A 15353-nucleotide genomic window follows, 5' to 3' on the forward strand; every position below is an offset into this window, starting at 1 on the left:
AGTTAATCCAGTAACCGGTTATAGAGGGAAATCAGCTGTTCGGACAGATGCGCCGGCGTAGCCGTCATAATGCGCAATCTCGCCGCTTCGCCCATGGATGATCCCAGCGCCTGGCGCGGCAGCGCCCGAATGGCCTCCGTGATGGCCGGTACGTCGAGCGCGTCGGTCACGAAGCCGTTCTGGCCGGGGGTGATAAACTCGGCGCCGCCGCAGGTGGTGCTGGTGATAACCGGCAGACCGCACGACATCGCTTCCAGAATCACATTCGGGAACGGATCGTACAGCGTCGGCAGCAGCAGCGCGTCCGCGGCCTGATAGAACGGCAAGGTCTGCTTCTGCACGCCCATAAAGTGAACCCGATCGCTGCAGCCCAGCGACTGTGCCAGCGCCCGGTAGCGTTTTTCGTCCTTGTCTTTGCCGACCACCAGGAGGTGGCTGTCGGTCGCCGCCACGGCGCGGATGGCGGCGGCCAGCCCTTTGCGCTCGAAACCGGAGCCGACGAAGATCAGGCAGTGCGCCCGTTGTGGGATCTGATACTGCTCGCGCAGACGTTGGCGCTGGGCCTCGTCGGCGGGCGGGAACTTTTGATTGTCGATGGCGTTATAGATCACCGTGATTTTGTCGGCGGGCACGCCAAAGTCGGCGATGATTTCCTGCTTGATCATCTCGGCGTTGCAGATGACGGCTTTCAGCTCCGGCGCGGCGTACATGGCGCGTTCGGCGCACATCACATAGCGGTGATAGCGATTGGAGAACAGCCATTTGCGGCGCCATTCCGGCAGCAGGCGCGCGCGTTGCAGCAACCAGCGGCGGTGTACGCCGTCGCCGGCGCGGTAGATATCGCAGCCGGGAATGCGCTCGTGGCTTTGCACCAGATCGAAACGCTCTTTCTCCCACAGCGCCCTGGCTGCCACGGCGAAGCCTCGCTCGCGGCTGATGCGGCCGAGTTTTAACGGGTTGCACAGGTGGATATGCCAGTTGGGATTGGCGTCACCCTGCCATTCGCGGGTGATGACGTTCAGATCGAGATCCTGTTGCTCCAGCGCCTCCAGGGCGCGGGAAACGAAACGTTCGGCCCCGCCGTCCGGGCGGTATTTTTGGCGAACGATCGCCAAACGAAATGCTTTCATGCCAGCGTGCTCCGCGCGGCTGCAATCACCGCGTCTGTAGGAATAAAGTCGAGATACCGTTCGTCGGTGCCGGTATCAATGGCGTCCGGATCGGGCAGTTCGCCGAAGTCGCCGGCCCAGATCACGGCGCCGGTAGCCTGCCATGGCCGCCAGAAAGTCAGCTTGGAAGGGCCGAACAGCGCCACACACGGCGTTTGCAGCGCGGCGGCCATGTGCATCGGCACCGAATCCACGCCGATAAACAGCTTGGCGTGGTCGATCAGGGCGGCCAGCTGGCGCAGCGTCAGCTGGCCGGCCAACGAGATCACGCCCTGCGGCGGGCAGAGCGCCAAAATGCGTTCTACCATGGCTTGTTCTCTGGCGTCGGGGCCGGAGGTGATCACCAGCTGGTGGCCGTCGGCCTGCAAGGCGGTGAGGGTGGCGGCCATTTTCTCTTCGCTCCAGCATTTGAAGAACCAGCGCGAGGTGGGCTGCACCACAATATAACTGCCGGCGACGCCCTGTTTCTGCAACCGTTGCTCACAGGCCTGCCAATCCTGCGGATCGTAACTCATGGTCACATGATCACTGAGCGCGGGCAGGTTCAGCGGCGCCAGCAGCGAGAGGTTTTGTTCGACGGTATGCAGGTGGGCGTGATTGTCGACCGGCACCAGCTGCGTGTGGCAGTGGCGCCACAGGAAGCCGCGGCGTTTGGGGAAATCGAAGCCCAGACGGATGCGCGCGCCGGTCAGGCGCGTGATAATGGCGCTGCGCCACTGATCGGCCAGGTTGACCACCAGATCGTAGCGCTGCGCCTTCAGGCGGCGCAGCAGCGCCAGCTCGTGCCCCAGATGCGCGCGGGTGCCCTGTTTTTTCCATTGGCGGTCGATGGCGAACAGGGTCGACAGTTCCGGATTGCTGGCCAGCATCTCCTGCGTTTCCTGATACAGCAGCACATCGATCTGCGCCTGCGGGTAGTTTTGCCGCAGGCTGCTGATGACCGGCGTGACCAGCAGCATATCGCCGTGATGGCGCAGTTTTATGATCAAAATACGCTGTACGGATGGGGCGGAAGTTGGGGCTGGCGCGTCGTTCATCATGAGTCGCTTTCTGGGAAACCAATCTTTGATTCTAAATGACCCGATCGCATGTGGCTACTGTTGCAAGGTTTTCTTGCCGGACCGAAAAAAAATCGCCGGGCTGGGGACGAATGTGCTTCAACGTTGTCCAAACCAGGCAGCAAAGTCGTTTGCCCTGGCGAAACGGCCTGCGTAACATAGTGCATTCTGTTGATATCAGGCTCGATATTCATGACTAAACCGGCGTTTCTCATCACCATTGATACCGAAGGCGATAATCTGTGGCAAAACCACGATCGCATCACGACCGAAAACACGCGTTTCTTGCCGCGCTTTCAGGCATTGTGCGAAAAATACGCCTTCAAACCGGTTTATCTCACCAACTATGAAATGGTGATGGATCCGGCTTACGTCGAGTTCGCGCGCGACGTGATCGCCCGCGGCGTGGGAGAAGTGGGCATGCACCTGCACGCCTGGAACAGCCCGCCGCTGACGCCGCTCACCGACGACGACTGGCGCCACAAGCCTTATTTGATCGAGTATCCCACCGATCAGATCCGCGCCAAGGTCGATCACATGACCAAGCTGCTGGAAGATGCCTTTCAGACCAAAATGCTCAGCCATCGCGCCGGCCGCTGGGCGTTCAACGAATATTATGCCTCGCTGCTGCTGGAATACGGCTATCAGGTGGACTGTTCGGTGACGCCGCGGGTCAACTGGCAGTTTTCGCCGGGCAATCCGCAGGGCAACGGCGGCACCGATTACACCCGGTTCCCGTCGCAGGCTTATTTCATCGATCCGCAGAACATTGCCAAACCGGGCGCTTCGCCGCTGTTGGAAGTGCCGATGAGCATTCAGTACAAGCACTCGGCGCTGATGAACGCGTTCAAGCAAGGTTATGACCGGCTGCGCGGCAAGCGGCGTTCGCCGTCCGTCAACTGGCTGCGGCCGAGTGGCGGCAACGTGGCCAAGATGATAAGCGTGGCTGAGGCGTCGCTGGCGCAGGTGCATGACTACGTCGAATTTATGCTGCACTCTTCCGAATTTATGCCAGGCGGCAGCCCGACGTTCAAAACCGAGCAGGATATCGAAGGGCTGTACCGCGATCTGGAGCAGCTGTTTGACTGGCTGCAGCAGCGTACGGTGGGCATGACGCTGGCCGAGTATTATCAACTTAAAGCGAACTAAGCACGCACATGTCGAAGAAATGGAAAATCAAGGTTGCCGACTGGTTCTTGCGGCGCTATACGGCGAAGTACGGCCGTTTTCAGGATAAGGCGACGTTCGACGGCGCCCAGCAGTTTGACAATATTGTTATCTATTCCACCACGGCATTGGGCGACTTCATGTTCAACACGCCGGCATTGAGGGCGATGAGGGAACGCTACCCCAATGCGCACATCACGCTGGTGGTGCACAAGAAAAACCGCGAGCTGGTGGAAAACGGCCGTTATTACGATCGCGTGGTGTATTGGAATAGCAAGATCAAGACGATACGCCCGTTGCTGAAATCGCTGCGCGAACATCAGCCGGATTTGGCGCTGATTCTGCACTCCCACCTGCCTTATGACATCATCAGCGCCGTACTGGCCGGGGCGAAGTACATTATCAGGGATAACTACAGCTCGGGCATTTGCGGGCTGGAGCCTTGGCTGACCAACTATATCTTCCATTATTACGGCCACTTCGTACGCCGCAAACTGGAGCTGATTTCCATTTTAGGCTGCCGCAGCGACGATCCGACGATGGAAATTCCCGTGGATTATCAGCGCGGCGTCAAAAGCAGCGAGCATCCCACCATCGGTTTTCAGCTGGGGGCGTCAACAGAGTCGCGTTGCTGGCCGGTTTCGCACTATGCGCGGCTGGCCGATGAGCTGGTGGCGAAGCACCCAAATGTGCGTATCGTGCTGATTGGCGCACCGTTCGATGACGGCAAGGCCAAACAGTTTATGAGCCTGATCGGCCCGCAAACGCAGGCCTGCGTGGATAACCAGATCGGTAAAACGGGGCTGCAAGGCTTGCTGACGTTGATCGACAGTTTCCATGTTCTGGTCACCGGCGATACCGGGCCGCTGCATCTGGCGGTGGCGTTGAAAGTGAAAACCATCAGCCTGTTCGTGACCGCCGACTCACGCTCCACCGGCCCGATTCAGGATACTGAACTGCACCGCATCATTCAGGTGTCGCGTACCGGCTATACGATGCCGCTGGAGGCAGAAAGCCCGATGGGGGTCATCCAGCCGCAGCGGATTTATGAGGAGCTGGTCGCGCACGTGCCTTTGACGCGCTGAGGGAGAGACGACGCATCGGCCGCCGGGCCGATGCGGTTAGTGCGGCTTGCGCCCGCGCAGCTTCGAAAGAAAGGTATCCACTCGCGCATAGCGCATCTGGCGGACTTTTTTGCCCGGCACGTCGCTGTTGCGGCAGATATCGGCGGCACGGCGCAGGATGTTCAGCGTTGCCGGCGCGTAATGATAATAGCCGTATACCGCCTTCGACATGCTTTTCACCTCGGAAAAGCAGTTGGCCAGCATCAGGGCGGCCAACCGGCGCAGCGGCTCATCCCCGGGATGCTGCGCCACAAAACGCAGCATCTTCTCCATGGCGAACAGCAGATCTTCAATATCTTTGGGTTTGATATTGCGAGTGATGCCTTGGCTGTTATCCCGATAGAAATAGAGCTCGCAGTCCAGATGGGCGATGCGGCGGGTTTTGAAATACTGAAAAGGCGTGAAAATCACGTCTTCATAGCGTCTGCCGTCTTCGAACGTTTCCCCTTCCAGCAGCGTGCGTTTATACACGCGGCTCCAGAGATGCCACATCGAGCGTGCGAACAGCGGTTGCAGGCAGCCGAGCCCCAACTGTGAAAAGTTGTAGGTTACGGGCTGCGTCGCGCGGTTATCCGGCGTCGGCGGTTGTTCGGTGAACTTCTGATAATTAAAGTCGATCAGGTCATCTTCACCGGCGGTAAGCAGAGGCCGCAGGATTGCCAGATAGTCGTCGCTCAGCAGATCGTCGCCGTCGAGGAAGGTGAGATAGCGGCCGGTGGCCAGCCGTAAGCCGACATTGCGTGCGTGCGCAATGCCGCCGTTAGCCTGTGAAGTAAAGACCACGCGCGGGGGCCGCCGCTGCGCCAGATATTGGCTGACCAGCGCGCCGGAGGCGTCGGTGGAGCCATCATCGATGATCACCACCTCGATATCGTCGCTAATCTGCGCAAATAACGAATCCAGCGCAGCGATAACGAACGCTTCATTATTATAAAACGGCACGATAACGCTGAGCAGCGGCTCCTGATGATTCACGGGGTAGGCTCCTGAACAGGGGGCTGTTTCGGGACGGAAAGAACGGCGGCGATCAACGCCAGGCAGAATATGACGGTGCCTTCCGTGCTGAAGAAGATGACATCGCTCAGGCCGTAAACGAACAGGCTGGCGCTGACGCTTAGCAGCAGCGCGTTGCGCTGCGGCCGGAAGGAAGAGAAGAACAGGCTGACATAGAGCGCCAGCAGCAGCAGTACGCCCCAGATACCCTTGAGCGAGTAGGTTTCCAGCAGCTCGTTGTGCAGGTGGACGTTGATGTAGGGCATGACGCCAGACAGGCGAGGTTGCTGTGCGACCATCGCACGGATCTCTTCGCCGCGCTGCTCGGCGGATTGGCCCCAAGGGGCTTGTGAACCGGTGTGCCATGCCAGCGTTTGCATCGACAGCCGGGAAATGATCGAGTTTTCAGTCTGTGGCTGATCCATCAGGCGCATGTCGGTCTCAAAGGCCTGAATGCGTTCTTCTATCTGCGGCTTGAACACCAGGCCGCAGGCTACGAGCAGCAGCGGTACCGAGGCTACCAACGCGAGCTTGTGTTTCCTGGAAACCAGCTGCTTGGTCGCCAGCAGCGACAGGCAGATCGCTACCGGGTAGACCAACATGGCTGCGCGCGTGCCGGTGAGCACCAGCGCAGAGAAGGAAAGCAGGAACGCAGCGATGTACAACGCCAGGCGGTAACGGGTGCGCAGCATCAGGATGGCTTGCATCATCACCAGATCGATGGCGGTCATCAGGTAGGCGGCGACCGTGGCGCGATCGAAGTTGAGCTCTACGCGCGGGATATTCAACCGCAATCCCTGATAGAGGGAATAGCCGTTGACCGCCAGGCCGGTGGCGAGAGCCACGACGATCAGCAGGCGCTGCACGCACAACCGCTCATTGAGCGCGATCAGCAAAATGAAAGCGGTCGCGAGCTGCAGTTTGCCGGTCGACATATAAGAGCGATAAATATTGATGTACTCACCCGGCTGTTTGAAGTGATGCATCCAGAGGATGGTTCCCATGCCCACGCTGAACATCAGCGCGGGCAGCAGCAGATTTCTCGCGTTGCTGAAGTAGTAGCGCGGATACAGGCAAACGGCGATAAAGGCGATGTAGCTGGAAACGTAAAACAGATTGCGTCCGGTCGCGGAACCGAAAGGGATGGTGCAAAAAGCGATGGCGCACCCCAGATAGATAAGATAGCTGAAGGCAGGATGCGGCGTTCTGTGTTTTAACATCGGGTGTGTTTTCCGGCTCATGTTTCAATTAAGCGATAAAGGATCGCAGCGTGTCGTCGAACTCAGCTTTGAACTGAGCATAGTTGAAATGTTCCGCAGGATAGCGCTGCGCATTTCGGCTCAGAGTCTGGTAGGCTTCGCGCGCCAGCAATTTCTCAACCGCATCCGCACAGTCGAGATGCGACAGCAGCTTGGGCGCGACCAAGCTGTCGGTCAACGGATCGTAGACCTCATGCGGGAAGTCGACCTCGATATCGGTGAGCTGCCGGTGTTGTTCGACGGTGACCGACGGCGTCAGGCCAATGCCGCAGACGCCGTCCTTGACCGCTTCCGGCTGGCCGTCAACCTGCGGGAAAATGACCGGCACGCCGAAATAGAGCGACTCCATGCAGGACAAGCCGAATGGCTCGGTGATCGGCGTGCTCATGTAGATGTGCGTGCGATTGAAGAAGCCGGCGACGTCATCCTGATAACCGCTGAAGGTGACGCGGTCGCCGAGCTGAAGCCGGGCCGCCAGCGCCTCGAACGCCGCGCGATCCGGCCCTTTGCCGGCCACTTCCAGCGTGACGTCATGCCCGCGCCGCAGCAGTTCCTGCATCATCAATAATGAAACGCTGATGCCTTTCAGGCTGACCAGGCGTGAAGCGGTGCCGATCCTGACCGGCTGCGACAGCGTTTTCGGCGCAGTGTCGATCCCCGCCGGCGTCTTGATGCGGTTGATCACCACGTGATTTGGGCAAGGCAGATTAAAACGCAGCTCCATCACCCGCTTCGACGCGTGCGAGGCGGAAATGACGCCGTCCAGCATGGCGAAGAAACTCAGCGTCTTTTTATTCTTGGGGTAACGCCAGGAGCAGCCGTGATCGTAGTAAACCAGCTTGCCGCGCTTGGGTTTGGCCGCCAGCCCCGGTACCAGGTCCCAGACGATCACCACGTCGGCGTTCGCCCGCTCGATTTTCCACTTCAGCAGAAATTTGCGCAGGAACTGCGGGCAGCGCAACGGCAGCGCATTGATCAGGCGGTTGGCGAAGGTGACGGGCTGATGCGCAGGCAACTGACGGCGGATCTCTTCGCCAATGTCGCCGCTGATGCACAAGACCTGGTTGCTGCCGTCGGTGGTATCGTTGATGTACTGCAGGAACAGGCGTTCGACGCCGCCCATTTTACCCAGGTTGATAATATGCAGTTTTTTCATGCTATAACCTTTTGCAACGCCTGCCATGCCGTATCGGCGTCGATTGTCGCCATGCTTTTTTCCGGCGAAATCAGCGAGTGCTGATTTTGCCCGTAGCCGCCGATCAGGCCGGGATCGGTCGGCCCGAAAAGCGTGATGTTGGGTTTGTCGAGCGCGGCGGTCAAATGGCTGAGCCCGGTGTCGACTGAGACCACGCCCTTGGCGCCGGCCAACACCTCGGCCACCTGCTGCAGGCTGAGCTTCGGCAGCACTTCGACATGTGAAAAACCTTCCGCCAACCGCAGCGCGCGCTGATGTTCATGCTCTGCGCCCCACGGCAGTTTGATCTTCAGCCCGCTGTCGGCCGTCAGCGCGATCAGCTCGCGCCAGTTCTGCTCCGGCCAGTGCTTGTCGTCACGCGTCGTCGCGTGCAGAAACACCAAATACTGCCCGGCATCGGCCGGCGGGCGGCTGAGAAAGCGCGCGGCGATGGCGTAATCGCCGTAGCTGCCCGGTTTGTCGTAACCGAGGCTTTTGGCGAACAGCTCGCGCGTGCGTTCCACCGCGTGCTGCTGTTTGTCTATCTCATGGCGCACGTTGTAGAACCAGCTGGCGAACGGCTCGCGCGCGCTCTTGCAGTCCGGGCCATGTTTGTTGCCTTTGGCGATGCGCGTGATCAGCGCGGCGCTTTTGATCAGGCCCTGAGCGTCGATCACTACGTCGTAACGGCGTTCTTGCAGCGCGCGCTTGAAGTCGCAGCGCTGTTGCCGGGTGTCGTTGCCGAACCAGTTCTTGCGCCAGCGGCGAATGGCCACCGGGATCACGCGATCCACCGCCGGGTGCCAGGTGGGGATTTGGCTGAAGCCTTCTTCCACTACCCAGTCGAAGCGGATATCGGGAATGGCCTGCAGCGCATCGGTCAGGGCGGGCAGGGTATGCAGCACGTCTCCCATCGAGGACGTTTTTACGATTAACACCTGCATGACTATTCCTCGCTGGCGACAAGCAACGGCGTCAGCGCATCCAACACTTGCTGCGGCTGAATATCGATCAAACTTTGGTGATACCCCTGTTCGGCATCGCCCTTACGCACCTTGTGGTAGCCGCTGATCAAGCGGATAACCCGCGCCTTGTCGGAGAGCGGCGGCGTGAAGTCGGGGCTGCTTGGGCCGTACAAGGCTATCAGCGGTTTGTTCAACGCTGCGGCAACGTGCATTAAACCGGAGTCGTTGCTGACCACTGCCCGGCAGGCCGCGATCAGGATCACCGCCTGCTCCAGCTGGGTTTTTCCGGCCAGGTTAAGGCAGAAATCGCGCGCGTCTTCCTGCAGCGCGGCGCGGATCTGTTCGCCGGCCTCGTGGTCTTTCGCCGAACCGAACAACGCTATTTGATAGCCGCTCTCGATCAGCCGCTGAGCCAGCGCCGCGTAGTGATAGTGCGGCCAGCGTTTGGCGGGGCCGAATTCCGCGCCCGGGCAGAAGCCGACGATCGGTCGGCTGCCGGTCAGGTTGAAAGCCGCGGTGGTGTCGGCGATTTCTTCGTCGCTCACCTGCAGCTGCGGCCACAGCAGCGGCTGCGGCAGATCGTCGGCGCGCTGAATGCGGCCTTTGTCATAGGCCAGCGCCACGTAGCGCTGCACCATCAGCGGGAAGGCCGCCTTGTCGAGCACGCGGACGTCGTTCAGCAGGCCGTAACGCATTTCGCCCCGCCAGCCGGTGCGCTGCGGGATATCGGCAAAGAAAGGCACCAGCGCGGATTTGAACGAGTTGGGTAGAACGTAAGCGCGATCGTAACGGTTGGCGCGCAGGGCGCGCCCCAGGCGGCGGCGCTCGCCGAGCCCCAGTGCGCCGTGGCCCAGCGGCATCGCCAGCGCCTGATTGACTTCCGGCATGCGCGCCAGCAGCGGGCGGCACCAGGCCGGCGCCATCACATCGATCTCCGCCGACGGGTATTCGGCCTTCAGGGTGCGATAGAGACTTTGCGACATCATCATGTCGCCAACCCAAGAAGGGCCGATAACCAGTATTTTCATACCCAGCGTTAATTCCTTCAGCTTATGCGGTGCGGTTCAACCAGGCCATGTACTCTTTCACGCCTTCGGCGACCGTTTTGAACGGTGCGTCGTAGCCGGCGGCGCGCAGCTTGGTCAGATCGGCCTGGGTGTAAGCCTGATAGCGGCCCTTCAGCTTCTCCGGGAACTCGATGTATTCCACCGCGCCCTTCTGGTGGAAGTCCACCACCGCGTCGGCCACCGCCTGGAAGGTTTCCGCCCGGCCGGTGCCGCAGTTGAAGATGCCGGATTTACCGGTTTCCCAGAACCACAGGTTAACCGCCGCCACGTCGCCGACGTAGATGAAGTCACGCTTGAAGTTTTCGCTGCCGGCGAACAGCTTCGGGTTTTCGCCGCGGTTGATCTGGGTATTCAGGTGGAAGGCGACGCTGGCCATGCTGCCTTTGTGGCCTTCGCGCGGGCCGTAAACGTTGAAGTAGCGGAAGCCGCAGATCTGCGAGTCCGCTTCCGGCAGGATCTCGCGCACGTACTGATCGAACAGGAATTTGGAGTAGCCGTACACGTTGAGCGGCGCTTCATACTCCCGCTCTTCGATGAACTCTTCGCGGCCGCCGTAAGTGGCGGCGGAGGAGGCGTACAGGAACGGAATTTCGCGATCCAGACAGTAGTGCAGCAGGTCTTTGGAGTACTGATAGTTATTGTCCATCATGTACTTGCCGTCCCACTCGGTGGTCGCGGAGCAGGCGCCTTCGTGGAAGACCGCTTCGATATCGCCCAGATCGTCGCCGGCCACGATGCTGGCGACAAAGTCTTCTTTATCGATATAGTCAGCGATGTCCAGATCGACCAGGTTGACGAACTTGGTGCCGTCTTTCAGGTTATCCACCACCAGGATATCGCGATATCCCTTGTCGTTCAGTGCTTTAATGATGTTGCTGCCGATCATGCCGGCGCCGCCTGTGACGATAATCATTGGGTTACCCCTGCTAAGCTGCTGGCGGGGCACAATGCCCCACGCTCAATGGCGGTTATCATAGCATTTCATGCCGCGGCAAACAGCGGAAGGGCTCCGAATATCCCGCATTGCCATTGAAGCCCGCCTTTTGCCGTGATATCTGCTGCAATTTTAATATTCTCTCCCGCGCATTCTCGTCAGTTTGGTTACAAATCAGTAAAATATGCCGCAAATAGCCCAATCCTGGAGATAACCGAATGTCAGCGTCTTTTTATCAGCAGTTGGAACAACAGCTTGCCGCCACTCGCAGTGAAGGGCTGTTCAAGGAAGAACGCATCATCACCTCCGCGCAACAGGCGGATATCGCCGTTGCCGACGGCAGCCATGTGATCAACTTCTGTGCCAATAACTACCTGGGTTTGGCCAATCATCCGGCGCTGATCGCCGCCGCCAAGTCGGGAATGGACAGCCACGGTTTCGGCATGGCGTCGGTGCGCTTCATCTGCGGCACCCAGGACAGCCACAAGCAGCTGGAACAGAAACTGGCGGCTTTCTTGGGCATGGAAGACGCGATCCTGTACTCCTCCTGCTTCGACGCCAACGGCGGGCTGTTCGAAACCCTGCTTGGCCCGGAAGACGCCATTATCTCCGATGCGCTGAACCACGCGTCGATCATCGACGGCGTGCGCCTGTGCAAGGCCAAGCGCTATCGCTACGCCAATAACGACATGACCGAGCTGGCCGCACAGCTGAAGCAGGCCAAAGCCGACGGCGCGCGCCACATCCTGATCGCCACCGACGGCGTATTCTCGATGGACGGCGTGATTGCCAACCTGAAAGGGGTTTGCGATCTGGCGGACGAGTATCAGGCGCTGGTGATGGTGGATGACTCCCACGCGGTGGGCTTTGTCGGCGCCAACGGGCGCGGCACTCATGAATACTGCGAAGTGATGGGCCGCGTCGATATCATTACCGGTACGTTAGGCAAAGCGCTGGGCGGCGCGTCCGGCGGCTACACCGCCGCCAAGAAAGAAGTGGTGGAGTGGCTGCGCCAGCGTTCGCGTCCGTACCTGTTCTCCAACTCGCTGGCGCCGGCGATCGTCGCCGCGTCGATCAAAGTGCTGGAACTGCTGGAAGAGGGCGACGCCCTGCGCGATCGCCTGTGGGCCAACGCGCGTCTGTTCCGCGAAAAAATGACCGCCGCCGGCTTCACATTGGCCGGCGCCGATCACGCCATCATCCCGGTCATGCTGGGTGAGGCGAAGCTGGCGCAGGAATTCGCCAATGCGTTGCTCAAGGAAGGCATCTATGTGACCGGTTTCTTCTATCCGGTGGTGCCGAAAGGCCAGGCGCGCATCCGCACCCAGATGTCCGCCGACCACACCCCGGAGCAAATCGAACGCGCAGTGGCGGCGTTTACACGTATCGGTAAGGATCTTGGCGTTATTGCATAAGGTAAAACCATGAAAGCACTGTCAAAACTGAAAGCGGAAGAAGGGATTTGGATGACCGACGTGCCTCAGCCGGAGCTGGGCCACAACGACATCATGATCAAAATCCGCAAAACCGCGATCTGCGGCACCGATGTGCATATCTACAACTGGGACGAGTGGTCGCAAAAAACCATTCCGGTTCCGATGGTGGTCGGCCATGAATACGTGGGCGAAGTGGTGGCGATCGGTCAGGAAGTCAAAGGTTTCAGCATTGGCGATCGCGTGTCCGGCGAAGGCCATATCACCTGTGGCCACTGTCGCAACTGCCGCGGCGGCCGCACGCACCTGTGCCGCAACACCGTCGGCGTGGGCGTGAACCGTCCGGGCAGCTTCGCGGAATACCTGGTGATCCCGGCGTTCAACGCCTTCAAGATCCCGGATAACATCTCCGACGAACTGGCTTCGATCTTCGATCCGTTCGGCAATGCGGTGCACACCGCGCTGTCGTTCGATCTGGTCGGTGAAGACGTGCTGGTCTCCGGCGCCGGCCCGATCGGCATCATGGCAGCGGCGGTGTGCAAACACGTTGGCGCCCGTCATGTGGTGATCACCGACGTTAACGAATACCGTCTGGAACTGGCGCGCAAGATGGGCGTGACCCGCGCGGTGAACGTCAGCAAGGAAAACCTCAACGACGTGATGGCCGAGCTGGGCATGACCGAAGGGTTCGACGTCGGTCTGGAAATGTCCGGCGCGCCGCCGGCGTTCCGCACGCTGCTCAATGCGATGAACCACGGCGGGCGTATCGCCATGTTAGGCATTCCGCCTTCGGACATGTCGATCGACTGGAACCAGGTCATCTTCAAAGGGCTGTTTATCAAAGGGATTTACGGCCGCGAAATGTTCGAAACCTGGTACAAGATGGCGGCGCTGATCCAGTCCGGGTTGGATTTGACCCCGATCATCACCCACCGCTTCTCGATCGACGAGTTCCAGCAGGGCTTCGACGCCATGCGTTCCGGCAAGTCGGGTAAAGTGGTGCTGAGCTGGGATTGATCTCGGCAAACGTGAAAAGGGCCGGAATTCCGTGCTCGATTGGGTCGTCTGGCTCAACGTCCCCGTCCGGCGCCTGTGTTGCCCCCATTGCGGGGTCACCACCGAAAAAATCAGCTGGTTGCCTGAACGCCAGAGATATACCACGACGCTATCCGTATGGGTTGAGTCACTGGTCCGTTTACTGCCGATTAAACATGTTGCACAACTCACCGGACTGCACTGGCATACGGTCAAGAATATCGACTACCGGCGTCTGCTGCGGGAACGGACAGAGCCGCAGCGCCATACCCTCCGCCGTCTGGTGATGGATGAGTTCGCCCTGTTCAAAGGACATCGTTATGCCACCGTGGTGATGGATGCGGATACGCAACAGGTGTTGTGGGTGGGCGAAGGCCGCAGCAGAGCGGCCTTCCGCCCCTTCTTCGTCTGGCTGGGCGCTGAAGGCTGTGCCGCTATCCAGTCTGTCGCCATGGATATGAATACGGCGTTAGACCTGGAAGTCAGGCATCACTGCCCGCAGGCGGAAGTGGTCTATGACTTGTTCCATGTGGTGGCAAAGTATGGCCGGGAGGTTATCGACCGGGTCCGCGTCGACCAGGCCAATCAACTCCGTGATAACCCAAAATCGCGTCAGGTCATCAAACGCAGCCGCTGGCTGCTGCTGCGCAACCCCGAAAACCTGCCCGAAGGGCATGAGGTAAAGCTCACGGAGTTGCTGGAGGCGAATCAGCCGTTGAATGTGGTCTGGCTGATGAAAACAGCGCTGAAAGAACTGTGGTACGCCCCGAGTGAACAAGAGGCGCAGAGACGCTGGGTAAGCTGGTACAGGCAGTCTCAGGAAAGCGGAATCAAGGCGTTGCAACACTTCGCCGAGAAACTGAAAGGGTATGCCGGTGGCATCATCGCGAGTGCCAGACACAGGTTGAATACCAGCGTGCTGGAAGGGATGAACAATAAGATAAAAGTGATGAAGCGGATGGCCTATGGATACCGGGATAACGCTTACTTCTTCCTGAAAATCAAAGCAGCGTTCCTTTTTTTATGCTTGCGGTTTGGCTTGCGTCCAGTGCTGCCAATGACGCTTGATGAAGGTCACCGGCGGCGAGCTGGCGATGCTGTCGGCGATGACGCCCAGCGCGGTACCGGCGTTGGTTTTTTCCTTCGGCGGTTTGACCTTGCACTGCTTGATGCCGCCGCTGAACGGGTTCTTCGGCTGCGGTTTTTGCGGTTTGACCGGCGGCGGGACGTAGCTGCCGCCAGCGTTGCCCTGCGGTTCGTTCAGCAGCGCGCTCGGTTTGACCAGCACGATATCGGCGGGCAGCGACGGCAGCATCTGCTGCAGCACCTTTACCGTCGCCGGGCGCGGGTGGCCGATGGCGATGGCGGAGCCGTTGCGCCGCGCCAATTCGACCGCGCGGTTGAACTGGCGGCGGATGTCGGCTTCGTTCGCGGTATCGTCGAGAAACACCTTGCGTTTGATCACTTTCACGCCGGTGCCGGCCGCGGCGCGGGTCGCCTGGCTGCTGCCGATGGTCATGCTGTCGAGGAAGTACAGGCGGTAGCTTTCGAGCGCCTGCATCACTTTCTGCATGCCCGGCAGGCTGGAGGTCATGGCGCTGCCCATGTGGTTGTTCATGCCGACCGCGTAGGGCACGTTGTTCACCGCATTGCGGATGATGCGCTGGATCTCGTCGCTGCTCATGGAGGGCTGCAGGGTATCGCGCTCCAGCGGCTGCTTGCTGAGCGGCGCCATCGGCATGTGGATCAAGACTTCGCGGCCCTGGCTGTGGGCGCGGGTGGCCATCAGGCGGGCATGCGGCGCGTTGGGCAACACCGCGACCGAGATCGCCGTCGGCATTTGCAGCACCGCGTTTTCTTCGTGAGGGCGGTAGCCCACGTCATCGATGACGATGGAGAGTTTTCCTGCCTGCGCAGCGTAAACCTGCAGCAGACAGCCTATTAACAGAGCTGTTCGGGTTTTGACATAGCGCAA

At 59.8% G+C, this 15353-nt stretch carries 13 protein-coding genes and 1 pseudogene; 5 read left to right on the forward strand and 9 right to left on the reverse strand.

From position 1 onward, the window contains the following. Positions 1 to 2: 2 nt before the first annotated feature. Positions 3 to 1130 carry a glycosyltransferase family 4 protein gene (locus GF111_RS13330; protein WP_038872587.1) on the reverse strand — a complete coding sequence of 376 codons (1128 nt, stop codon included), beginning with the start codon at positions 1128 to 1130 and terminating at the stop codon, positions 3 to 5. Next, positions 1127 to 2209 carry a putative lipopolysaccharide heptosyltransferase III gene (rfaQ, locus tag GF111_RS13335; protein ID WP_038872589.1) on the reverse strand — a complete coding sequence of 361 codons (1083 nt, stop codon included), beginning with the start codon at positions 2207 to 2209 and terminating at the stop codon, positions 1127 to 1129. Before rfaQ ends, GF111_RS13330 begins: the two co-directional genes overlap by 4 nt. A 210-nt stretch (positions 2210 to 2419) precedes the next feature. Between rfaQ and GF111_RS13340 the strand changes: the two genes are divergently transcribed. Then, on the forward strand, positions 2420 to 3376 hold the full coding sequence (locus GF111_RS13340; protein ID WP_147190297.1) for a polysaccharide deacetylase family protein: 957 nt from the start codon (positions 2420 to 2422) through the stop codon (positions 3374 to 3376). An 8-nt stretch (positions 3377 to 3384) separates the two neighbouring features. After that, on the forward strand, positions 3385 to 4479 hold the full coding sequence (locus GF111_RS13345) for a glycosyltransferase family 9 protein (RefSeq protein ID WP_038872593.1): 1095 nt from the start codon (positions 3385 to 3387) through the stop codon (positions 4477 to 4479). Positions 4480 to 4515: 36 nt separating this feature from the next. Here the strand turns inward: GF111_RS13345 and GF111_RS13350 are convergent, their stop codons facing one another. The 6 genes from GF111_RS13350 to rfaD are packed head-to-tail and all read right to left on the reverse strand — an operon-like array spanning position 4516 to position 10889. After that, entirely contained in the window at positions 4516 to 5493 is a 978-nt protein-coding gene (locus GF111_RS13350) for a glycosyltransferase (protein ID WP_148940289.1), read from the reverse strand. Further along, complete coding sequence (locus GF111_RS13355) at positions 5490 to 6731, reverse strand: O-antigen ligase (protein WP_055317240.1); 1242 nt, start codon at positions 6729 to 6731, stop codon at positions 5490 to 5492. The genes GF111_RS13350 and GF111_RS13355 overlap by 4 nt, the downstream gene beginning before the upstream one ends. A 28-nt stretch (positions 6732 to 6759) precedes the next feature. After that, positions 6760 to 7926, reverse strand: coding sequence for a glycosyltransferase (locus GF111_RS13360; protein WP_047729606.1), 1167 nt, complete (start codon positions 7924 to 7926; stop codon positions 6760 to 6762). After that, positions 7923 to 8888: a lipopolysaccharide heptosyltransferase RfaC gene (gene rfaC / locus GF111_RS13365; RefSeq protein WP_047729607.1), complete on the reverse strand. Its 966-nt coding sequence runs from the start codon at positions 8886 to 8888 to the stop codon at positions 7923 to 7925. Before rfaC ends, GF111_RS13360 begins: the two co-directional genes overlap by 4 nt. Positions 8889 to 8890: 2 nt before the next feature. Further along, entirely contained in the window at positions 8891 to 9937 is a 1047-nt protein-coding gene (gene rfaF / locus GF111_RS13370; RefSeq protein WP_047729608.1) for an ADP-heptose--LPS heptosyltransferase RfaF, read from the reverse strand. A gap of 22 nt (positions 9938 to 9959) precedes the next feature. Continuing rightward, on the reverse strand, positions 9960 to 10889 hold the full coding sequence (gene rfaD / locus GF111_RS13375) for an ADP-glyceromanno-heptose 6-epimerase (RefSeq protein ID WP_047729609.1): 930 nt from the start codon (positions 10887 to 10889) through the stop codon (positions 9960 to 9962). Between the two features lie 239 nt (positions 10890 to 11128). On the opposite strand from rfaD, the gene kbl reads away from it, so the two are divergent. From kbl to GF111_RS13390, 3 genes and pseudogenes are all read left to right on the forward strand, one after another. After that, the gene (gene kbl, locus GF111_RS13380; RefSeq protein WP_004931154.1) at positions 11129 to 12325 is read left to right on the forward strand and encodes a glycine C-acetyltransferase; all 1197 of its coding nucleotides are present in this window, start codon (positions 11129 to 11131) and stop codon (positions 12323 to 12325) included. A 9-nt stretch (positions 12326 to 12334) separates the two neighbouring features. After that, positions 12335 to 13360 carry an L-threonine 3-dehydrogenase gene (tdh, locus tag GF111_RS13385; protein ID WP_025304682.1) on the forward strand — a complete coding sequence of 342 codons (1026 nt, stop codon included), beginning with the start codon at positions 12335 to 12337 and terminating at the stop codon, positions 13358 to 13360. Between the two features lie 10 nt (positions 13361 to 13370). After that, positions 13371 to 14393: pseudogene (locus GF111_RS13390) on the forward strand (ISL3 family transposase); the annotation flags it as partial. Positions 14394 to 14399: 6 nt separating this feature from the next. Here GF111_RS13390 and GF111_RS13395 read toward each other — a convergent pair. Then, a complete protein-coding gene (locus tag GF111_RS13395; RefSeq protein WP_038872613.1) occupies positions 14400 to 15353 on the reverse strand; it encodes a divergent polysaccharide deacetylase family protein in 954 nt (317 codons plus the stop codon).

Origin of the sequence: Serratia sp. HRI (assembly GCF_010119335.3) — a bacterium.
GTDB lineage: Bacteria > Pseudomonadota > Gammaproteobacteria > Enterobacterales > Enterobacteriaceae > Serratia > Serratia nevei.